Origin of the sequence: Leifsonia sp. NPDC102414, from assembly GCF_044765685.1 — a bacterium.
Classification (GTDB): Bacteria; Actinomycetota; Actinomycetes; order Actinomycetales; family Microbacteriaceae; genus Leifsonia.
This window is the reverse complement of sequence record NZ_JBIWKN010000001.1, coordinates 327,413-348,798: the sequence shown is the minus strand read 5'-3', so window position 1 is coordinate 348,798 and position 21,386 is coordinate 327,413. Positions and strand designations below refer to the sequence as shown.

Here is a 21,386-nt window from a genome sequence, read left to right as displayed (position 1 = left end):
GGGCCGTCAGTCGAACCGCAGTTCGACCAGATCCACGATCGTCACGCCCTCCGCGGCGAGCTCGATCGCCACCCGCTCGCTGATCTCCGCTGCCGGTTCCGCGTCGTCGTACGTGGCGTGACCGTCTGCGGGCACGATCACGTCGAAGCCGCGCTCCAGCGCGCCGAGCGCCGTGGCCTGGATGCAGTACTCGCTCTGCAGCCCGGCGACGATCAGTGTCGAGACTCCCATCGCGTGCAGCACGTCGGCCAGCGCAGGGTTCGACTCGAACGTGTTCGTCACGTCCTTGCGCACCACGGGCTCCCCCGGCAGCGGACGGAACACGAACTCCCAGCCGGGCGTGCCCGGCTCGTCCGGGTCTCCAGGATCGCCGTCGTTCTGCACGTGCACGATCGGGATGCGCGCCTCCCGCGCGCGCTCCAGCAGGCCGGACATCGTGTCCCGGAACGCAGCAGCACCCTCGATCGCCGTCTCGCCATCGAGCATGTTGCGCTGCACGTCCACCAGCATCAGTCCGTAACCCATGCGGTCCATCATCCGCCGACCCCCGCCCACCCGCCAGTCCGCCGGCAGCCCGGGAGCGTCGCCCCTCCCCTCGGCGGCCGATTCGCTATGGTCGTCAGCGGGGAGCAACGCGCACCGAGGAGCGGACAGACGTGGCAGACGATCACAGCAAGGCGACGCAGGCTGCCGTCCGTGAGCGCAACCTGCGGAGCGCTCTGCAGCTCGTCGTCTCCGGCGGCGGCACCGCGACCAGGGCAGGGATCGCCAGGAGCACCGGCCTGACCTCCGCCACCGTCTCCTCCCTGCTCTCCGGCCTGATCGCGGACGGCCTCGTCCTGGAGGGCCAGCGCGCGGAGAGCACGGGCGGAAAACGCGCGACGACCCTGCAGGTCGATCAGGAGCGACACGTGCTGCTCTCGGTGATCGTGCAGCCGGGGCTCGTGCGGGGCGCGGTCGTCAACCTCCTCGGCGCCGAGCTGGCGACCCTGTCGCAGCGCCCGTCCGCCCCCGGCGCTGTCGAGGACGTGCAGTCCGTCGTCCGCCGGCTCGCCGCATCCACCCCGGCGACGGTGGTCGCGGTCGGCATCCAGGTGCCGGGGATCGCGGACGGCCCGCTCATCCGCGAATCGGTGCAGCTCGGCTGGACGGACCTCGACCTCGGCGCGGCGCTCGACGGCATCGTCGACGCGCCCGTGCACCTCGTCAACGACGCCGACGCGGAAGCGCTCGCCGACTACTCCAGCTCCGACCAGTTCGGGGCCAATCAGATGTTCGTCTCGCTGAGCACCGGCGTGGGAGCTGCGTTCATCGTGGACGGAACGGTCCTCGCCGGCGCCGCCCACCGTGCGGGCGAGATCGGCCACGTGCCCGTGCTGTTCGGCCCTGATGCTCCACTCTGCCCGTGCGGCAACCGCGGCTGCCTGGAGGAGGTCGTCTCCGTCACCTACCTGCTCGGGCTGCAGCACGGCGCCGACCTGGAGTCCGTGGATGTGGCAGGGCTCGCATCCACCCAGGAGTCGAAGGAGCGGATCGCCACGGGAGCCCGCGTGCTCGCGCGGGCGCTGCTCCTCGTCGGCGCCGCCCTCGACGTGCCGAACGTCGTGCTCGGCGGAACGGCGCCCAAGCTCGGCGACGAGTTCATCGGCCACTTGCGCGCCGAGGCGGCCAGGCACACCGTGCGCGCCGCGATGCCGCTCAGCTTCCGCTATGCCAAGATCGCCCTCGAACAGCCGTTCCGCGGCGCGGCCCAGCACGCCATGCAGGCGACCCTCGGGGTGAGCTGGGCGCTCTGAGCTCCGCGTTCTAGGAGGCCGCGGGCGCCGACACGCTGCCGCGCCGCTCCCCTGCCGCCTCGAGGGCTGTCCCCCGCACGCCGGTCAGCAGCTCCAGCAGCGCCGCCCCGCGCGCCCTGTCGAAGCCGAACGTCGCGATGTCCGCGTAACTGTGGCCGGTCAGCCGGTGGCCGAGATCCACCACGAGCACCGACCTGCAGGATGCGCGCACAGCGTCGACGACGGCGCGCACCCAGGCACGCCGCTCGTTGTCCACCCCGACGATCACGACGGGAGACCGGGTCGCCAGCACGAGGTTCGGGTCGTCGCCCTGACCGACGGTCACGACCGGATTGCTCGACCACTGCTGCCCGCTGTCCGAGTCTTCCGCTCCCCACGCCTCGGCGAGCGTCGACCAGCGCGGAACGCCGAGCACCTCGTTGTCGACGGTGGAGAGCCGGACGACCGTGCACCGCCCGTGGAAGCCGGGGAGCGCATCCACTGCCTCCGGCGAGATCGCGAACGACCTGGCGATCGCGTCCAGGGTGGGCGGCCGGTCGAGCAGGAGGGTCATCAGGACACCCCGAGCTGGGCGGACAGCACCATGACGACGCACCCGCGGATCACGATGTCCCTCCCCTGACTGGTCATCCGCAGCGTTGCATCCGAGTGGAAACCGGCCATCGTCCTGTTCTTCAGCGTCTCCCCCACCGCGTCGATCAGCGGGCCGTCGAGCAGTTCCTCCGGGCCGCTGAGCACCACCTCCGACAGGTTCAGCGCTCCCACGATCGGCGCGAGAGCGACGCCGAGCCGCTGGCCGGCCTCCCGGAGCACGTGCTGAACCGGCTCGCCAGCGATGGCAGCCGCAGCGACGCGCGACTCCAACCGAGGCACGGCGAGCCAGGCCTCCAGGCATTTCTCCCTGTCGTACGGCGCTTCCGCCCCGTCGTCCGTTCCGACCATCACCTGCCCGATCTCACCGGCGGCGAACCGGCTGCCGAGGACCAGCGCGCCGGCCACGAGCAGCCCGGAGCCGACACCGTGACCGATCTTCACCAGCATCATGTCGCCGTGCGCACCGCCGAAACCGTGCTCGGCGAGGACGGCGACGTTCGCGTCGTTGGCGACGAACACCGGAAGCGCGGTGTGCTCGGCGATCAGGCCGTGCAGGTCTTCGTTCGTCCAGCCGAGGTTGGGAGCGGCGATGACGGTGCCCGACGGGTCGACGATTCCGGGGGAACCGATGCCGATGCCGAGGATGGGGGCCGTCGTCATGCCGACCAGCCTGTCCACCAGGGCGAGCACCTTCGCCACCGCCTCGTCGCCGTGGCTCCCTGCCAGGGCGACCTCGGCCGTAGCGAGGATCGTGCCGTCGATGTCGAGCACCGCCCCGCGGAACGCGGAGTGCTCACTGAGGTCGACGCCGACGATCTGCGTCGCCGCCCTGTTCATGTCGAGGAGCACGGCGGGCTTGCCCGGCCGGGCGTCGTCCCGCTGGCCGAGCTCGATCACCAGCCCCTCGGCGATCAGGTCGCCGACCAGGTCCGAGATGGTGACCCTGGTGAGTCCCGTTTCCCTGGCGATGTCCGCCCTGCTCACCTGACCGGCGCGGTAGAGGGTCTGCAGCACGAGCGAACGATTGTGGTTGCGCGCGTGCTCGGGAAGGACCTTGCCGCGCGGGCGCAGGGCTCTCCCAGGCACCATGCCGCGATCCTGTGGGATCGTGCCGTGTTCGCTCGCCAGGGAGCGCCGTCCTTCGTCGACCAGCATGTTTGTTAGTAAAGTCGACAATCAAAGTTTTCGCAAGCATTTTGTGATGCTTGGGGCCGCATGGCCGTGATTCCGCGGAATGTCCGCATCCACCGGGCGCTTACTTTGTACGGCGACTGAACATACACGGTGGACGCACGACGAAGGGCGGGGTGCGCATCCCCTGGATGCACACCCCGCCCTTCGCGGAGTTGCTGCTACTTGGAGCCGGTGGTCCCCTCGGCGGCGAGCGCGTCCTGCAGCGCCTGCTGGAGCCGCTGGTCCGCGGCGCCGTACGCCGCCCAGTCTCCGGCCTTCAGCGCAGCCTGGCGGTCGGAGAGCGCCTGCTTGGCCTGCGAGAGCGCCTGCTGCAGCGCGGCGTTGTTCTGCGGGGTGGTCGTGCTGCCGCCTCCAGTGGAGCCGGAGCCCGTTCCGCCACTGCCGGAACCGGTGCCACTCGTGCCACCCCCGGTCTGCGGGACGTTGTTGTCGCCCGCCGTCGCACCGGAGTCACCGCCGAACAGCGAGTCGAGCGCCTGGTCGAGGGTGTCCTCGAACGCGATCTTGTCGCCGAAAGCGACGAGCACCTTCTGCAGCAGCGGGTAGCTGGTCTCACCCGTCGACTTGACGTAGACCGGCTGCACGTAGAGCAGACCACCACCCACAGGCAGCGTCAGCAGGTTGCCGTTGATCACGTCCGTCTTGCCCTGTCTCAGCAGGTTGAGCTGCGCCGAGACCGTCGGATCCGAGTTGAAGGTGTTCTGCACCTGTCCAGGCCCTGGCACCGTATCGCTCGATGGCAGGGTCAAGAGTCTCAACTTGCCGTATGCCGAGGACACCTTCCCCTTGGTGGAGCCCGCATCCGAGTCGACAGCCAGATAGCCCTTGAGCACCGATCTGCTCGATTCGCTGGACGCCTGGGGTATGAACGTGGTGTACAGCGAGAACGACGGCGCAGTCTGCCCTGGCATCTGCATCGTCAGGTAGTACGGCGGTTGCAGCGTCGGATCCGTCGGCGACGACACGGGGTCGTTCGGCGTCGTCCAGGCGTCCTCTCGCGAGTAGAACGATCCGGCGTCCGTCACGTGGTACTGACCGAGCACCGAGCGCTGCACCTTGAACATGTCCGCCGGGTAGCGCACGTGGCTGAGGAGCTGCGAGCTCATGTCGCTCATCGGCTTGACCGTGGCTGGATAGATCTTCTCCCACGTCTTGAGCACAGGGTCCTTGGCGTCCCAGGCGTAGAGCGTGACCGAGCCGTCGTATGCGTCGACCGTGGCCTTCACCGAGTTGCGGATGTAGTTGATGTCGTCGAACGCGTACGCGGGCTTCGGCGTCTCGGTGTCCGCGATCGCGTCGCTCAGGCTGCCGACGTGCGAGTACGGGTACTGGTCGCTCGTGGTGTATCCGTCGATGACCCACTTGACGCGGCCGTCGACCACGGTCGGGTACGCCTGCGAATCGAGCGTCAGGTAGGGCGCCACTTTCTGCACGCGCTTGATCGGGTCGCGGTCGTAGAGGATCTGCGAGTCGTTGTTGACCGCGTCCGACAGCACGATCTGCTCGTCCTGGAACTTCAGCGCGTAGACGAGCCGCTTGAAGATGTTGTCGAGCTTCGGGCCGCCGTTGCCGTTGAACGTCGTGTACGTCTGCTGCGCGTCTCCCTCGCCGCCCGGATAGTCGAGCTCGACGTTCTTTCCACCCTTCGGGCCGCCGACGATCGAGTACGTCGGGGACTGCTGGCCGAAGTAGATCCGCGGCTCGTATGTGCCGAGCGACCCCTGGCTCGGGATGCCGGACTCCAGGAACACGGGCTGGCCGTCCGTCGAGCGCTTGTTGCCGTACGCGGCGACGAGACCGTATCCGTGGGTGTACACGATGGTGTCGTTGTACCAGTTGCGGGCGCTGGTGAGGCCGGACTGCTGCAGCTCGCGCACCGCGACCACCGCGTCCTGCTCCTTGCCGTCGATGTCGTAGCGGTCGACGGCGAGGTTGTTCGGGAACGCGTAGTACTGGCGGAACTGCTCGAGCTGCCGGAACGACGGGCTGACGACGGCGGGGTCGATGATGCGGATCTGCGCGGTGGTCTGCGCGTCCTGCCGCAGCTGGCCCTGCTCGACGTCCGTTGTCGCGTTGTACGGGATGACGTCGATGTTGCTCAGGCCGTACGCATCCCTCGTCGCGTCGATGCCGTCTTGCACGAAGGGTGTCTCGAGCGTCTTCTGGCTCGGCTCGACCTGGAAGCGCTGCACCACCCACGGGTAGATCGCGCCGACCACGAGGGCCGCGACGATGAGCAGCGCCGTGCCGACAACCGGGAACCGCCAGCGGCCGATGAACGCCGTGAGGATGAAGAGGATGGCCACGAAGACCGCGGCTCCGGCGAGTACGGCGCGGCCGGGGATGGTCGCGTTCACGTCGGTGTACGCGGCGCCGTTGATCATGTCGTTGACGTTGGAGTCCGTGACGGTGGCGTAGCGGTCGAGCCAGATGCTCACGCCCTGCAGCAGCAGGTAGAGCGCGGCGATGACCGAGATCTGGATGCGCGCCGCCTTCGAGATGCGCACCTCACGGCCGCTCACCCTGATCGACCCGTAGAGGTAGCAGGTGGCGAGCGTGGCCAGCAGCGCGATCAGCACGACGGCAGAGGCGAAGCCGACGGCGCCGCGGTAGAACGGCAGCGCGAACAGGTAGAACCCGATGTCGAGGTGGAACAGCGGATCGGTCTTGCCGTACGCCGTGCCGTTGATCCACATCGCGGCGGTCTGCCAGCGGCTGCCTGCCGAGACCCCGGCGAAGATGCCGAAGACGATCGGGATGCCGTACATCGCGAGACGGCGCAGCGGCTCGACGACCTGCTGGTACCTGTCCAGCTGCGAATTCAGCTTGGCGTACACCGGACGCAGCCGGTACGCGAGCTGGATCGACAGCCAGAGCGGGAGCGCCATGCCGAGGAAGCCGATGAAGAACATCGAGATCGCGCCGAACCACTGCGTGGTGAGCACGTTCAGGAACCCGACCTGCTGATACCAGAGGATGTCGGCATACAGTCCGGCGAAGACGAAGAACAGGATCACCAGTGCGACGATCACACCCAGGGTGATCCAGATGGCCGCGCGGCGGCGCCCAGGGGGTCGGACTGTTGCTGTTGAACTCACGAATGGCCCTCATTGCTCTCGCGTGGCAAGGTCAGAAATCCATCCTAGGCGTCGCTCGCTTGGAGAACGCCGTATCGCACACGCCCGTCTGAGAAGCCTATGTAAGCGCTATGAGGAGCTCTATGAAGTCGGACAGGTTGCGAGCCCGGAGGTGCTGCCTCCCGAGCTGATCGCCTTCAGTGCCGCGAGCGAGTCGTCGAGCGTCTTCACAGCGAACACGTGCAGCCCGGACGGGATGTGGCCGGTCACCTCGTTGCAGTTCGACGCCGGCGCGAGGAAGTACGTCGCCCCTCCTGTGTCGCGGGCCGCGTACATCTTCTGCCTGATGCCGCCGATCGCTCCGATGTTGCCCTCGTTGTCGATCGTGCCGGTTCCTGCGATCTTCTCACCCCCGTTGAGGTATCCGGGGGTGAGCTGATCCATGATCCCGAGCGCGAACATCTGGCCGGCGCTCGGACCTCCGACGTTGTCGAGCTGGATCTTCACGTCGAACGGGAAGGTGTAGTCCATTCCCGCACCGATGCCGAGCACGGTCTGCCCGCCGGACTTCACCGGCGTGATCGACACCGTGGATGCCGTGCCGCCGCGGATGATCCCGATCTCGGCCGCCTTGTCCGTCCCGTTCTTCTCGATCAGCGACCGCAGTGTTGCGACCCCCGGCACGGGCTCGCCGTTCACGCTGGTGATCTCGTCGTCCACCTTCAGGACGTCGGCGGCAGGGGTCCCTTTGATGATCTGCTTGACCGCCACCGCCTCGGGGAAGTGGTAGCCGAGGTGGTTGAGGGCGGCGGCCACCGCATCCTGCTGCGAGTTGACCATCAGTGCTGCATTCTCGGCGTTCGACTGCTCTGTGGTGGTTCCAGGAGGGAAGACGACGTCGACGGGCAGCACGGCCTTGCTCGGCTGGAACCAGGCGGAGATGATGTCGAACCAGCTCGGCCGCTGATCGGGGTTGCCGACGACGGAGACGGTGAGCAGGTCGAGCGAGCCCGAGGTCGGGTACGTCTTCTGCGACGGGATGGTGATGAGCGGCTTCGCGTCGTCGCTCGGCTTCGAGCCGACCGGCTGATCCTTGCCGAGCGTATTGAACACCGGGCCAGGCTGCTCGATCACGAACGGAGCGGGCGCTACGGCGAGGACGAGGGTGAGCGCGACGGCGACGCCGACGGCGATCCACCCGGCGATCACCCGCTTCGGCGGAGCGACGCGTGTGGGGCTCCCTCCCGCATCCGGCTGCAGTTCGTCGTCGGTGAAGAGGCTCACGCACTGTCCCTTTCGTGTGTTGCGTCGGCCGATCGGCCGCCTGTTCGCCACAGGCGCACATCCGCCAGGCCGAGCCTAGGCCAATTCTCACCCTGCGCCGTCGTTCACGGTCTAGCGTAGATTCCGAGCCTGAATGCCGGACCACAGGAAAGAGGCGTAACGATGGCCGACGATCCCAACCAGGAGCCGGACGACGAGCTGGCCCGCCTGCTGCGCGAGATGCTCTCCGGCAACGCGTCCATCGACCCGAGCCAGCTCGCGGGAGCCGCTGGGCTTCCGAGCGATCCTGCGAGCATCCAGGCCCTGATCGGCCAGCTGCAGAACGCGATGCGCAGCACCGACGGCGGCATCAACTGGGATCTCTCCCTGGAGCAGGCGCGCACGCTCGCGTCGGACGGAGCGCACGCCGTCACCCCGGCCGAGCGCGCCACCCTCGACCAGGCGTTCAACGTCGCAGCACTCTGGCTCGACCAGGTCACCACGGTGTCCGAGCTCACCAGCCCTCCGCAGCTCATCGGCCGCGCAGAGTGGGCACGCCAGACCATGCCGCTCTGGACCCAGCTCGCCGAGCCCGTCGCCCTCAGCATCTCCGACGCGCTCACCCGTGTGCTCACCGAGCAGGCGCCTGAGGAGATGCAGGGGATGCTCGCCAACGCCGGGCAGATCATGCGCAGCGTCGGAGGCGCCCTGTTCGCGATGCAGCTCGGCCAGGTGGTCGGCCAGCTCGCCAAGGAGGTCGTCTCGGGAGGCGACATCGGCATCCCGCTCCTCGCGGACGGCCAGGCAGCGCTTCTCCCCCAGAACGTCGCAGAGTTCGGCGACGGACTCGACATCCCGATCGACCAGGTGCAGCTCTACCTCGCGGTGCGCGAGCTCGCCCACGCCAGGCTGTTCCGCCACGCCAAGTGGCTGCGACTCCAGCTGATCACGCAGATCACGGCGTTCGCGAAGGGGATCACCATCGACACCGACCGGCTCGAAGAGCTGGCGGAGAGCTTCGACCCGTCCAACCCGGAAGAGCTGCGCGAGGCGATGGTCAGCGGCGCGCTCATCCCGCCGAAGACGGAGGAGCAGCAGGAAGCGCTCGCCCGCCTGGAGACGGTGCTCGCTCTCGTCGAAGGCTGGGTGGATGTGGTCACGGCCAACGCCACGACGCTGCTGCCGAAGGCGGACGCCATCGCCGAGATGGTCCGCCGCCGCCGCGCGTCCGGAGGCCCGGCCGAATCGGCGTTCGCCACGCTCGTCGGCCTCGAGCTGCGCCCTCGCAGGCTGCGCGACGCCGCGGCCATGTGGCAGGCGGTCACGGATGCTGTCGGCCAGGAGGCCAGAGACGACCTGTGGTCGCACCCCGATCTGCTCCCCCAGTCCACCGACCTCGACGACCCGTCGGCGATCGTCGCCCGCCTGACCGCGTCCGCGAACGGCCAGGAGCCGGAGCGCGACGCGATCGACCAGGCGCTCGACGACCTCCTGCGCGGAGACACGGAGCGACCGACGGAGGAGTGACAGCCCCGTCCCGCCTGGCGCCGCATCCCTCGGGCTGCGGCGCTTTTCCGTGCGCGCTGCGCGCCTGTGGATAACTTCTGCGGGCTTCGGCGATCTGCGGCATGATGCCTGGATGGTCTACGCACTCGATCCACGCATCCACCGGGTCTGGCGGTCGCCGAGCAGCCTGCAGTTCGGCGTGGACAGGGCGATCCTGACGCTGGACGACCTGAGCAACGCCGACGAGCGGATGCTCGTGGCGCTCGAGGCCGGCGTCACGATGTCCGGCCTGCAGATGGTGGCGCGGAGAGCGCGGGCCGACGCCGGCGCTCCCGCGCGGTTGCTGGAACGGCTGGCGCCCGTGCTCGCCGTGCCACGCGGCGCGGAGCAGGAAAGCGAGCGAGGCGCCGGGCGTCCGGTCGCCGTGGTCGACGGCGCCGGTCACACCGCCGTGCGGCTGATCGAAGTGCTCGACGCCGCAGGGGTGGACGTGCGAAGCGGGCTGTCCTGGACCGACCCGGCAGTCGACACGGCCGCCGTCGCGGTCGTCGTCGGCTCGTTCGCGATCGAACCGGAGCGGCACCGACGCTGGCTGCGGAGGGACGTGCCGCACCTCGCCGTCGTGTTCGGCGACGAACGGGTGCGCGTCGGACCGCTCGTCGATCCCGGCGCTGGGCCGTGCCTCGGCTGCGTCGACCTGCACCGCACGGACGCCGACCCTGCGTGGCCCGCGATGGCCGCCCAGCTCCACACCAGGGATGCGCGGCGAGAGACTCCGCTCATCGGAAGCGCCGCCGCCGGTGTCGCTGCGTTCGCCGTGCTCGACCGGCTGGGCGGCGGGCGCTCGCTCAGCGGGTCGAGCGTGACGGTCGACTACGCGGACGGTGCTCGGGCGGAGCGGAGCTGGGAACCGCATCCCGCGTGCGGCTGCCTGACGCTGCCGACGCCGGAGCGCTGACAGCACGCCGGACTGCTCAGCGATTCACCGGAACGGGCGGGGCCATCTCAGTGAGGAACCGCGACGGCTGGCGCACCGACGAGCGCCCGGCGTACTGCCCGGTCTGCGACCAGCTCAGCTGGAGTCTGCTGCGCGCCCTGGTGATGCCGACGTAGAGCAGGCGGCGCTCCTCGTCGATCTGCTCGAAGCTCTTCGCGTAACTGATCGGCACGAGACCCTCGCTGAGGCCGACCAGGTACACCGACTCCCACTCCAGGCCCTTCGCCGAGTGCAGGGTCGCGAGGGTGACCGCCGACAGCGTCGGTTCGTGCTGACCGGCCTGGCGGGTGAGGAGTTCGTCGGTGAACGTGCGGAACGACGTGCCGGCAGGCATCGTGTCCACCAGCCCCATGATCGCGTTGAGCGACTCCCAGCGGTCGCGCACGGCGCCGCGCGTCTCCGGAGGCTCCTGGCTCCAGCCGAGGGAGCGCAGCACGTCGCTGACCGACTTGAACAGCGGCTCGTCGCCGACCGCAACGCTGGCCGCGCGCAGCGACATGATCGCCTGGCGCACCTCCGGCAGGTCGAAGAACCGCTTGGAACCACGGACCTGGTAGCTGATCCCGAGATCGCCGAGGGCCTGCTCGATGGCTGCGGCCTGCACGTTCACGCGATAGAGGATCGCGATGTCCTCCGGCTTCGCTCCCCCGGCCAGCTCGGCGGCGATCTTCTGCGCGACGGCGCGGGCTTCGTCGCGGTCGTTCTCGTGCGAGGTCGGGGCTGGGATGGTGCCCGGCTCCTCCGCATCCACGGCGCCCGTATCCGCTGCCGCTGCCGCTGCCGCTGCCGCTGCCGAGTGCAGCGTCAGCGCCCCAGCGCGTCCGCGCATCAGCCGGTTCGCCGCGTTCACCACGGCGGGTGTCGACCGGTAGTTCTGCTCCAGCCGCACCACTGTCGCCCCCGGATGCGCGCGCTCGAAGTCGAGCAGGTACTCGCTGCGCGCCCCCGCGAACGAGTAGATGGTCTGGCTGGCGTCTCCGACGACGCAGACATCGCGGCGCCCGCCCAGCCACAGGTCGAGCAGCTGCTGCTGCAATGGGGAGACGTCCTGGTACTCGTCGACCACGAAGAAGCGGTACTGCTCGCGCACCTGCATCGCAACGGCCGGCTCGATCTCGATCATGCCGGCGCAGACCAGCAGCACGTCCTCGAAGTCGATCTGCTTGCGCTCGTCCTTGAGGTCTTCGTAGGTCTGCAGCATCAGCACCAGCTGATCCGCCGTCAGGGTGCCAGGGATCGTGCGGTCGGCGACCGTTGCGGCGTACTGCTCGACGGTGAGCCCGGAGACCTTGCGCCACTCCACCTCGGCGGCCACATCCCTGAGCGTCGCGGTGTCCACTTTCAGTCCGAGACGCTCGGCGGCGTGACCGAGCACTCTGCCCTTGCCGTCGAGCACGCTCGGCAGCTGGCCACCGACCACCTGCGGCCAGAAGAAGTTCAGCTGGGACAGCGCGGCGGCGTGGAAGGTGCGAGCGGCGACCCCGGCTGCGCCGAGCTGACGAAGACGGCCGCGCAGTTCGGCGGCGGCGCGGTTGGTGAAGGTGAGCGCCATGACCCGGTTGGGCGCGTACGCGCCGGAGGCGACCCCGTACGCGATGCGGTGCGTGATCGCGCGCGTCTTGCCCGTTCCCGCACCCGCCAGGATGCACACCGGCCCGAGCAGTGCCTCCGCCGCGACCCTCTGCTGCGCGTCCAGCCCGTCGAGCAGCGTGTCCGGGTTCACTGCGCCGCCGACGGCTCGGCTGGGGGCTCGTCCAGCGAGCCGCCGTACCAGTCCTCGATGAGGGCCCGGGCGATCGAGGAGCGGCCGGGCAGGATGACCTGCTCACGCGCATCCCACAGCTCGGCGCGGCTGAACCAGCGCAGGTCGAGGATCTCCTCGCCGTCCGGCGCGAGACCCGTCGGCGACTGGTCATCGGCGAGCCTGGCGGTGAAGCCGACCATCACGGACGCGGGGAACGGCCACGGCTGCGATCCCTTGTACTGCGGGTCGACCACCCGGATGCCCGCCTCCTCGAAGATCTCGCGCTGCACGGCGGACTCGAACGACTCCCCCGGCTCCACGAATCCGGCGAGCAGCGAGTACCGGGAGTTCTCCCACATCGCGTTCGAGCCGAGCAGCAGCCGGTCGTCCGCATCCAGCACGGTGACGATCACCGCCGGATCGGTGCGAGGGAACACCTCGGAGCCGTCCTCGAAGCAGCGGCGCACCCAGCCGGCCTGCTCCACCACGGTCGGCGTTCCGCAGCGCGGGCAGTGGGTGTGCGACGCGTGCCAGTTGGCGATCGCGAGCGCCTCGGTGAAGAGGCCGGCATCCCGGTCGGTGAGGGCCGTGGCGACGGTGCGGAGGTTTCCCCAGCGGGCCTCGTCGGGTTCGAGCTCCTGCGCCGCGGCGTCGGTGAGCACTTCGAGCACGACGGCGGTGCCGACCGGCTCGCGTTCGGAGGCGACGAGCGTGCGACCCAGGTACACCCTGACCAGCGCTGAGGTCACCCGCTCGACGGGAAGCAGGTCGAGTGCCGCGCCCCCGGCAGTGGATGAGCCCCAGCCGTCGGCGGCGGGCGTCGCAGCCTCGACGCTCTCCGCCGTGAGCAGCGCCCTGCCCTTCCACAGCGCGAGCACACGGGTCGACGGCTCCTCCCAGAGCTCGTCGAAGAGCGCAGGGCGCGACCGTGACACATGGTCTCGGTCGACGGCGTGACGCGAGAGCGGCAGCGAATCGAACGGGATGGGCGACATCGAGGTCCTTTCGGGGCGTGGCGAACGGCTCACGCGGGGAAGTCCAATTAACCTTGGCGCATGGCCAGATCCCATCTCACTCTAGCCGCGCTGGCCACTTCGGCCGTGCCGGGGCTCGAGGTCTCCGGTGCCCGCAGCTACACCCTCGGGGGCGCAGGCGAGTTCGACTCCGCGCTGCTCAGCGGCAGAGACGGGGCGACCTCGGTCATCCGCGTGCCGACGTCGCAGGCGGCGGAGACCGAGCAGAGCGCCGACCTCGTCGCCCTCCGCGCTCTCACGACCGGCATCCGCAGCCGTCTGCCGTTCGACGTGCCGAGCTACCTCGGCCAGGCACCCGTCGGTGGAACGCGAGCGATCGTCTACGACTTCCTGCCCGGCCACCACATCGATGTGGACGACATTCCGCCCGGCGACGGGCTCGCCGGGTCGATCGGGCACGCCATCGCGGCCATCCACACCCTTCCGACCAACTTCGTCGGCGAGGCAGGGCTTCCCGTGCTGAGCGCGGCGGAGTGCCACACCTCCACCACCGCGCTGATCGAGTCCGCCGCTTCCACCGGCCTCCTGCCGAGTGCCCTGCGCGACCGCTGGCGGGATGCGTCCGCCGACCAGTCGCTCTGGCAGTTCCAGCCGACCGTGGTCAACGGCGCGCTCACGGCGGACTCGTTCCTGGTCGAGGACGACACCGTTCTCGCCGTGCTCGGCTGGTCGGCGCTGCGCGTCGGCGACCCTGCCCGCGATCTGCACTGGCTGCTCGCCATGAACCCAGAGGCGACGGAGGGCGCGCTCGGCGCGTACGCCTCCACCCGCCAGGTGGCCACCGACCGGCAGTTCACCCAGCGCGCGATGCTCTACGCGGAACTGGAGGTCGCTCGCTGGCTGCTGCACGGCCGCGAGGTGCGCGACCAGAGCATCGTGGACGACGCCGTCGGGATGCTCGACGGCCTGGTCGACCGGGTGCACAGCAACGCCGTCACCCCGTTGTCGACCGCGACGGGACCGATCCTCGCGATCGACGACGTCGAGGCGATGCTCGACAGGACTCCTGGCGACCGGAACTCGGACGCATACGGTCACGCCGGCGGGATGAAGCCCGTCGACGACGACCAGAGCGACCGCAGCTCCTCCGCAGAGTAGAGCCGCTCCGGCCGGATGACCTCGTCGTCCGCCACGAAGTAGAACACGGCGTCGATCGATTCCGGGTCGACCCCGGCGTACTGCGCGTACGCCAGCCGGTAGAGCGCGAGCTGGAGCTGCTTGCGCTCCAGGTCGGCGGCGTCGCGCGGCGCCTTGCCGGTCTTCCAGTCGACGATCTGGTGGCTGTGCATGCCGTCGTCGGCCGGGTAGACCGCGTCCAGCTTGCAGACGACCACCTGCCCTGCGAGGGTCACGTGGATCTCGATCTCCACCTCGTCCGGCCTGCGGCCCGCCCACTCGCTGGCGGCGAAGGTGCGCTGCAGCTCGGCGAGCTGTTCGGCCTCGAGCAGCTCGCCTGCCGGATCGTCCAGCTCGTTCGCCGCGGCGTCGATCACGTCCGCTGCGCCGGCGAGTGTGCCGTAGCGCTGCTCCACCCAGCCGTGGAACAGCGTTCCGAGGCGCGTCTGCCGGTACGGCCGCTCCGGCATCGGACGGCGGAGTGCTGCGGCGACGGACGCGGGGTCCGACACGTAGTCCTTGAACCGCGAGGCGGGGATGCGCGTCGGCAGCTCGACCAGTCCGGCGTCGCTCTCCCTGCGCGCGCGCTCGGCGAGCAGCAGGTCGAGGTCGTTCGCGTACACGCCGCCGTCGCCGGGCCCTCGCTCGATCGCCGCCTGGACAGCGGCCGCAGCGGCGTGCACCCTCTGGTGGCGCGAGCCCAGCGGGTCGAGCGGCCAGGTCACGGTCTGGGCGTCGATGGCGAACGGGTTCTCGTCCGGCTCGTCGCACTCGGGGAACGCGTCGTCGGGCAGCAGCCCCGCCGCCTGCAGTTCCAGCAGGTATGCGCCCGGTCCGCGCGGCTTCTTCTGCGTCGACCAGTACGAGCCGGAGAGCAGCAGGTGCTCCTTCGCCCTGGTGACGGCGACATAGATCAGCCGACGCTGCTCCGCCGCGTGCCTGGCGACGATCTCCTCCTCGAACGCCGTCATCGACTCGTCTACGTCTTTCTGCGTCTCTGCGGTGCGCCAGGCGAGCACGGGCAGTTCGGTGGAGTCTCCGCGGAACTCGTACGGCAGAGCGCCGAACTCGAACCAGCCGCGCTTGCTCTGCGGGGCGCCAGGAAGTTCGCCGTCGACCATCCGAGGCACGGCGACGATGTCCCACTCGAGACCCTTCGACCCGTGGATGGTCAGGATCTGCACCGTGCCTGGCTCCGGCTCCTCGCTGCGCGGCGCGAGGTTGTCGCGGCGCTCCGCCTCCGCCAGCCAGGCCAGGAACGAGCCGAGAGTCGCCTGGTCGTCGCTCGCCAGGTAGGACGACACCTGCTCGGCGAAGGCGTCGAGGCTCGCCTGCCCGAGCTGCGCCGTCTCGTTCGCCGCGACCTCGATGTCGAGCAGCAGCTCCTGCTGCACGAGCGTCACCAGGTCGAGGAGGTCGAGGCCCACCCGCGAGCGCAGGTGGTCGAGCTGGCGACCGGCAAGGCGCATCCTGTGCAGGCCGTCCTCGCTGAACGCGGAGAGCTGCGAGTGGCCCTCCTTGGCCTCGACCACGAAGTCCAGCGCGTCCACCAGGGAGGCGGACTCGTCACCCGCGACGGACTGACGGAGACGCCTGCGAACCTCCGGGTCCAGCTCCTGGAACCGGTGGTCGCGGGCGGCGAGCCAGGACGCGACGTTGCGGAGGGCGGCGATGTCCTTCGGGCCGATGCGCCAGCGTGCGCCGGTCAGCAGACGGATGAGCTCCGAGCCGGCGGTCGGATCGTGCATGACGCGCATGGCGCTCACCAGGTCGGCGATCACCGGCTGTTCGAGCAGCCCGCCGAGACCGAGCACGTGGTACGGGATGTTCCTGCGCGAGAGCGCCGACGTGAAGACGTCGATCTTCTTGAGCGAGCGGCAGAGCATGGCAGCGCTCGGCACGGCTCCCCGCGCATCCCTGGTGGCCAGGCGCTCGCCCAGCCACGCGGCGACCGCCTCCGCCTCGTCTGCCACGGTCTGCTCGAAGACGGCGATCAGTTCGCCATGCTCCGCTCCCGGCCGCGGCTGGAGCTGCTCGACGTGCACCGGCGAGCTCGCCGTCAGCGGCGCGACCAGCGCGTTCGCTGCGTCGAGGACGCTCGTCGGGTTGCGCCAGCTCGTGCTCAGCGCGTACTCGGCCGCTCCGTCGCGCGTTCCGGTGAAGTCGAGCGAGAACCGGCCGAGGTTGGCCGCGCTCGCGCCGCGCCAGCCGTAGATCGACTGGTGCGGGTCTCCGACGGCCATGACCGCCTGACCGCCGAACAGCCCGGACAGCAGACGGGTCTGCACCACGGAGGTGTCCTGGTACTCGTCGAGCAGCACCACCCGGTAGCGGGCACGGTAGTCGTCTGCGACGGACGGCACGCGCTCGCTGACGCGCAGGGCGAGCGCGACCTGGTCGGAGTACTCGACGAAACCGCGCCGCACCTTCTCGGCGGCGAACTGCTCCGCGAGGTCGAGCAGAGGGGGAAGCGCGCCGACGACGGCGATCGCCGAGCGCACGGAGGCGTACAGCTCCTTGACCCGTCCGCTGCCGGTCGGGAGGTCGGCGATGGTCAGGAAGCGCTCCGTCATCCGCTCGACGTCCGCTGCGTCCACCACGTTCTCGCTGAGCGCGCGACTCAGCGAGATGACGGCGGAGGTGACGGTGTCGACGCTCTTCTCCAGTTCGACCAGCCTGTCGTCCGTGCTCGTCACGACGAGACGCCTGGCGAGCTGCCAGGCCGACGCCTCGCTGAGCACGGCCGACTCCGGCTCGCGGCCGATCAGCAGCGCGTTCTCGCGAAAGATAGCGTTGGCGAACGCGTTGTACGTCGCCACCTCCGGCGCGTCGAAGGGATCGAATTCGATGTCGGTCAGTCCGGAGGCGACGAGTTGCTCGATCCGCTTCCTGATGCGGATCGCGAGCTCACCCGCCGCCTTGCGGGTGAAGGTCAGGCCAAGGATCTCGGGTACGCGCACGTGACCGTTGGCGAGCAGCCAGACCACCCGGTTGGCCATCGTCTCCGTCTTGCCGCTGCCTGCCCCCGCCACGACGATCGCCGGCTCGAGCGGCGCCTCGATCACGGCCTGCTGCTGCAGCGTCGGGCTCGGCAGGCCCAACGCCTCGGCGATCTCGATCGCGCTGATCCTGCGCGCAGGGTGTGGATGCTCCTCGTGCGCCAGCGTGAACGCCTGCTCCACGAAGTCGAGCGTCGCCTCCTCCGCTCCCCACTCCAGCAGGCCGTCGCCGTTCTCCTCGATCATGCGCTGACCGCCGGGACCAGGTGGATGCGGTACTCGTACTTCGCGTGCGGGTCCCTGTCTCCGAGGTCGACCACCCCGGCGAACGTGCTCCCTGCCATCCCGGCCGCCGCCTCCTCGACGCGGGCCGTGAGCCGGTCGAGCGCTTCGCTGTCGACGCGCTCCTGCGCGACCTCGCGGTAGCCCTTGCCGCGCACTCCCTTGCTCACGTAGAGCAGCTTGGCCCCGCCGGACGGGGCATCGCCCGCCGCACCCACCGCCCCGTGCTCCATGGCCAGCTGGTACGCGCCGAGCTGCGCGTGACCTGCCACCTGCGCAGCGGTGGGCACGGTGTTGCCCGTCTTGAGGTCGACGATGACGATGGTTCCTTCCGGCGTGCGTTCGACGCGGTCGATGGTGCCGCGGATCATGGCGCGGCCGACCGTGAGCTCGAAGGCGCCCTCCGAGCCGAGCAGCGCGCCTCCTGCCCGCTCGAAGTCGCGCAGGTATTCGGAGACCCCCTCTGCGAGCTTCTTGGTTCGCCTGCGCTCCTTCTCCTCGAGCCACGGAGACTCGAACTGCAGCTCGTTCCAGCGTTCCTCGACGCCACGCCACACCCGTTCGACGCTGAGGTCGCCGTCCGGTTCTGTGCTTACCTGCTCCATCACCGCGTGCACCACCGTGCCGATTCCGGCGGCGAGCCCACTCGGGGAGGACGCCATCGCATCCACGAACCAGGCGAGCGGCGACTTCTCGAAGGTCTCCAGGCGCGACGGGGAGACGCGCACCACCGCATCCGGGTCGTCGAGGTCGACCAGCGGCTCCTCCGTGGACGGGGCGATCAAGCCGTACCAGTCGCCGGGGTTCGCGCCCTCGACCTCTGCGATGGAGAGCCTGGCCAGCGCGTCGGCGGCGTCGGGCGCGCCGGTCGTGACCAGACGGCGCCGCAGCCGCCCGACCATCCCGCGCAGCGACAGGGGATGCACGGAGTCGTCCGTGTCGTCGAACGCGAGGTCGGCCGCCAGGCGCAGGAACGGCGACGGCTGCTCGTCGTCGTTGGCGGTGGCCGTGAGGATGACCTGCGTTCTGGCGCGGGACACGGCGAGCGCGAACATCCTGAGCTCGTCGCCGAGCACCTGGGCGCGTTCGTCCACAGTGTCCGACGTTGTGCCCGCGTTGGCGTCCGCGAGCTTCTGCGGGTGCAGCAGGGAGCCGCGGAGCCGCAGGTTGGGCCAGACGCTCTCCTGGAGGCCTGCGACGGCGACGATGTCGAACTCCGCGCCGATGGTGGCGCTCGGCGTGCAGACCAGCACGGCCTCGCCCGCCGTCTGCGCGGCGAGCGTGTCCTCCGGCACTTCGGCGCCGAGCAGTTCGACGACGAAGTCGGACGCCGGCCGCTCCGGGTAGCGCTCAACGAAACGTCTGGCGGCGGTGAACAAGGCGACGACGCCGTCCAGGTGCCGGTTGGCCTCGTCGGCGACGATGCCGCTGCGCTCCGACTGCTCCAGCCAGCGCTTGGCGAGGCCGCTGCGCTCCCAGGCGTGCCAGAGCAGCTCCTCGATCGTCGCGCCGTCCTCTGCCTTCTGCCTTCCTGCAGCGATGGTCTCCGCGAGCCGGGAGGCGCGCCGCGCAGGCGCTGAGTCGATCGTCGCGAAGCGACCTGGAGCGCCGAGCGCCTCGACCAGCAGGTCGTCGGCGGAGCGGTTGCCTTCTCCGGCCAGCTCCTCCTGACGGAGCGCGAGCCGCAGACGGCGCAGGCTGATGCCGTCGAGGCCGCCGAACGGCCCGAGCAGCAGGTCGGAGACCACGGACGGCGTGAGCTCGACCGCGCCGAGCTCGACGCCGACGACCGTGATGAGCTGGCGTGCGGCGAAATCGTCGCGCAACGCGCGGCCGGCCACGCTGGTCTTGGTGGGGACCTCGGCGACGGCGAGCGACCTGGCGAGACCAGGGACGTGCGCGCCGGAGCGGACGACCACCGCCATCCTGTTCCACGGCACGCCGTTCAGCAGGTGCTGCTCGCGCAGCCGTCGCGCGAGCCGCGCGGCCTCCGCAGGCGCGGACGACGCCTCGATCCGCACGACCTCCTGGCCGGAGGCGCGCGCATCCCTGCCTGCGGCTGCGAGCCGTTGGACACCGGCCGCCGCCGTGCCGATGCGCTCGGTCACCCGCGTCGTCAGGTCGCGCAGCGCCGGCGTCTGCCGGTGTGCTGTGCCGAGCACGAACCTGTCGACAGGAACGCCGAGCCGTGCCTCGAGCTGGCCGATAGCCGTCGCCTCAGCCCCGCGGAACGTCGTGGACGCGACGTCCGGATCGCCGAAGGCCACGATGGCGACGCCGCGGGCGGCGAAGGCGCGCAGCAGGGAGACGGTGGCGAGCGTCGCCTCCTGCAGGTCGTCGACGAAGATCGCGCGCAGCCGGTCGAGCGAGCTCCCTGCACGCACGACGGACACCGCCTCGGCGATCAGCTCGGCCGAGTCGACGAAGGTGCCGCGATAGCTGTCCACGACGCGCTGGTACTCGGCGATGAACCGTGCTGCCGCCCGCCACTCGTCGTGACCGGCGATCGCGCCGAGCTCGGACAGCCTGCTCGGCGTGATCCCGAGCTCGACGCAGCGCGCCATGAGCTCGCGCAGCTCCGTGCGGAAGCCACGCAGCAGCCGCACGTCCGCGACCAGCGGCTCCGGCCACGCGGGGCCCGTGCCGTCTTCCAGATGGCCTGCGATGAGTTCCGCGATGATCTGGTCCTGCTCTCCTCCGGTGAGGAGGCGGGGCGGCTCCTGGGCATTCGCCCGTGCGCGTTCGCCGGAGAGCTGGAAGGCGAGCGATGTCGCGGTCCTCGCCAGCGGGCCGTTCGTCGGAACGCCGATCCGCAGCGCGATCCTGTCGCGCAGGCGCGTCGCCGCCGACCGGGACGCGCTGAGCGCGAGCACCTCGCCCGTTCCGTATCCGCGGCGCAGCACGCGCTCGGCCAGCGCCTCGACGAGCGTCGTGGTCTTGCCCGTTCCCGGAGCCCCGATCACCGAGCCGGATGCCCCGTCCGGCAAGGAGAGGACGGCCGCCTGCGTGTCGTCCAGCTCGGTCGGGGAAGCGAGGTCTCCTGCGGTCTGCCCCGCTGAGGGGCGCGGCCGGAAACCTCGGATCGTCATGTCTGAAACGGTACCGGCGTCCGCCGACAGAGAACGTTGCGCAGCGCCGTCATGCGAGTGTCGTAGTCTGAACTCACATCCGCCGGTCAGATTCGAAAGGCACCACACGTGGAGATCCGCATCGGAATCGTCAACGCTCCTCGCGAGCTCAGCTTCGAGTCGTCGCAGACGGCGGAGGAGATCGCCTCGCAGGTGGAGGCAGCGCTCTCGAGCGGCACCGGCTTCGTCCGCCTCACCGACAACAAGGGCAAGCTGTACGTCATCCCGACGGCAGGCATCGCATACGTCGAGGTCGGCTCCGACGAGTCGCGCCGCATCGGCTTCGTCGGCTAGATTCGCCAGCGTGGAACTGCTCTTCGTCGCACTCGGCGGGGCCATCATCGGCCTCGCGGCGCGCTACTTCCTGCCGCACCGTCACACGCACGGCGCCGTGCTCATCCCCGCTCTCGGGGTCATGGTGTCGAGCGCCCTCTGGGTCGCGCTCACCTGGGCGGGCCTGAAGTGGAACGGCGGCTGGATCTGGTGGATCACGCTCGTCGGGACCGCCGTCATCGTCGCGGTGTCCGACATCGTGATCGGCCGCGTCCGCACGGCGCAGGACGACCGTCTGCTCGCCGACCTCAGCAAGGGCGCCGTCGCGCGCTGAGCCCGGTCCGCGCATCCACCTGATGGATGCCGCTGCCCGGCGCCGAGCC

At 70.0% G+C, this 21,386-nt stretch carries 15 protein-coding genes; 6 read left to right on the top strand and 9 right to left on the bottom strand.

Annotated features, from left to right (window positions below):
* Positions 1–6: 6 nt before the first annotated feature.
* Positions 7–525, bottom strand: a complete 519-nt coding sequence (locus tag ACIRCZ_RS01580) for an isochorismatase family protein (protein WP_055892549.1) — start codon at positions 523–525, stop codon at positions 7–9.
* Positions 526–656: 131 nt separating this feature from the next.
* Between ACIRCZ_RS01580 and ACIRCZ_RS01575 the strand changes: the two genes are divergently transcribed.
* On the top strand, positions 657–1,796 hold the full coding sequence (locus ACIRCZ_RS01575) for an ROK family protein (protein WP_402848907.1): 1,140 nt from the start codon (positions 657–659) through the stop codon (positions 1,794–1,796).
* Between the two features lie 10 nt (positions 1,797–1,806).
* Here the strand turns inward: ACIRCZ_RS01575 and ACIRCZ_RS01570 are convergent, their stop codons facing one another.
* From ACIRCZ_RS01570 to ACIRCZ_RS01555, 4 genes are all read right to left on the bottom strand, one after another.
* Positions 1,807–2,349 (bottom strand): hypothetical protein, encoded by a 543-nt coding sequence (locus ACIRCZ_RS01570; protein WP_402848904.1) that lies wholly within the window; start codon positions 2,347–2,349, stop codon positions 1,807–1,809.
* On the bottom strand, positions 2,349–3,545 hold the full coding sequence (locus ACIRCZ_RS01565; RefSeq protein WP_402848901.1) for an ROK family protein: 1,197 nt from the start codon (positions 3,543–3,545) through the stop codon (positions 2,349–2,351). The genes ACIRCZ_RS01570 and ACIRCZ_RS01565 overlap by 1 nt, the downstream gene beginning before the upstream one ends.
* A gap of 197 nt (positions 3,546–3,742) precedes the next feature.
* Positions 3,743–6,682: a UPF0182 family protein gene (locus ACIRCZ_RS01560; protein ID WP_402848898.1), complete on the bottom strand. Its 2,940-nt coding sequence runs from the start codon at positions 6,680–6,682 to the stop codon at positions 3,743–3,745.
* Between the two features lie 120 nt (positions 6,683–6,802).
* Complete coding sequence (locus ACIRCZ_RS01555) at positions 6,803–7,945, bottom strand: PDZ domain-containing protein (protein ID WP_402848895.1); 1,143 nt, start codon at positions 7,943–7,945, stop codon at positions 6,803–6,805.
* A 162-nt stretch (positions 7,946–8,107) separates the two neighbouring features.
* On the opposite strand from ACIRCZ_RS01555, the gene ACIRCZ_RS01550 reads away from it, so the two are divergent.
* The gene (locus ACIRCZ_RS01550) at positions 8,108–9,451 is read left to right on the top strand and encodes a zinc-dependent metalloprotease (protein WP_055892537.1); all 1,344 of its coding nucleotides are present in this window, start codon (positions 8,108–8,110) and stop codon (positions 9,449–9,451) included.
* A 112-nt stretch (positions 9,452–9,563) separates the two neighbouring features.
* Positions 9,564–10,388: a TOMM precursor leader peptide-binding protein gene (locus tag ACIRCZ_RS01545; protein ID WP_402848891.1), complete on the top strand. Its 825-nt coding sequence runs from the start codon at positions 9,564–9,566 to the stop codon at positions 10,386–10,388.
* Positions 10,389–10,404: 16 nt separating this feature from the next.
* Here ACIRCZ_RS01545 and ACIRCZ_RS01540 read toward each other — a convergent pair whose 3' ends face one another.
* Both ACIRCZ_RS01540 and nudC read right to left on the bottom strand, forming a co-directional pair.
* Complete coding sequence (locus ACIRCZ_RS01540) at positions 10,405–12,150, bottom strand: ATP-dependent helicase (RefSeq protein ID WP_402848888.1); 1,746 nt, start codon at positions 12,148–12,150, stop codon at positions 10,405–10,407.
* Positions 12,147–13,166, bottom strand: a complete 1,020-nt coding sequence (gene nudC, locus ACIRCZ_RS01535) for an NAD(+) diphosphatase (RefSeq protein ID WP_055892531.1) — start codon at positions 13,164–13,166, stop codon at positions 12,147–12,149. The genes ACIRCZ_RS01540 and nudC overlap by 4 nt, the downstream gene beginning before the upstream one ends.
* A 60-nt stretch (positions 13,167–13,226) precedes the next feature.
* Between nudC and ACIRCZ_RS01530 the strand changes: the two genes are divergently transcribed.
* On the top strand, positions 13,227–14,303 hold the full coding sequence (locus ACIRCZ_RS01530; RefSeq protein WP_055892528.1) for a phosphotransferase: 1,077 nt from the start codon (positions 13,227–13,229) through the stop codon (positions 14,301–14,303).
* Here ACIRCZ_RS01530 and ACIRCZ_RS01525 read toward each other — a convergent pair.
* Both ACIRCZ_RS01525 and ACIRCZ_RS01520 read right to left on the bottom strand, forming a co-directional pair.
* Positions 14,240–17,566, bottom strand: coding sequence for a UvrD-helicase domain-containing protein (locus ACIRCZ_RS01525; RefSeq protein ID WP_402848883.1), 3,327 nt, complete (start codon positions 17,564–17,566; stop codon positions 14,240–14,242). The two genes, ACIRCZ_RS01530 and ACIRCZ_RS01525, sit on opposite strands and share 64 nt — an antisense overlap.
* Positions 17,563–20,691: an ATP-dependent helicase gene (locus tag ACIRCZ_RS01520; protein ID WP_402848880.1), complete on the bottom strand. Its 3,129-nt coding sequence runs from the start codon at positions 20,689–20,691 to the stop codon at positions 17,563–17,565. Before ACIRCZ_RS01520 ends, ACIRCZ_RS01525 begins: the two co-directional genes overlap by 4 nt.
* A gap of 108 nt (positions 20,692–20,799) precedes the next feature.
* On the opposite strand from ACIRCZ_RS01520, the gene ACIRCZ_RS01515 reads away from it, so the two are divergent.
* On the top strand, positions 20,800–21,024 hold the full coding sequence (locus ACIRCZ_RS01515) for a DUF3107 domain-containing protein (protein WP_055892520.1): 225 nt from the start codon (positions 20,800–20,802) through the stop codon (positions 21,022–21,024).
* 10 nt (positions 21,025–21,034) lie between these two features.
* Complete coding sequence (locus ACIRCZ_RS01510; RefSeq protein WP_055892517.1) at positions 21,035–21,337, top strand: hypothetical protein; 303 nt, start codon at positions 21,035–21,037, stop codon at positions 21,335–21,337.
* Positions 21,338–21,386: the final 49 nt, after the last annotated feature.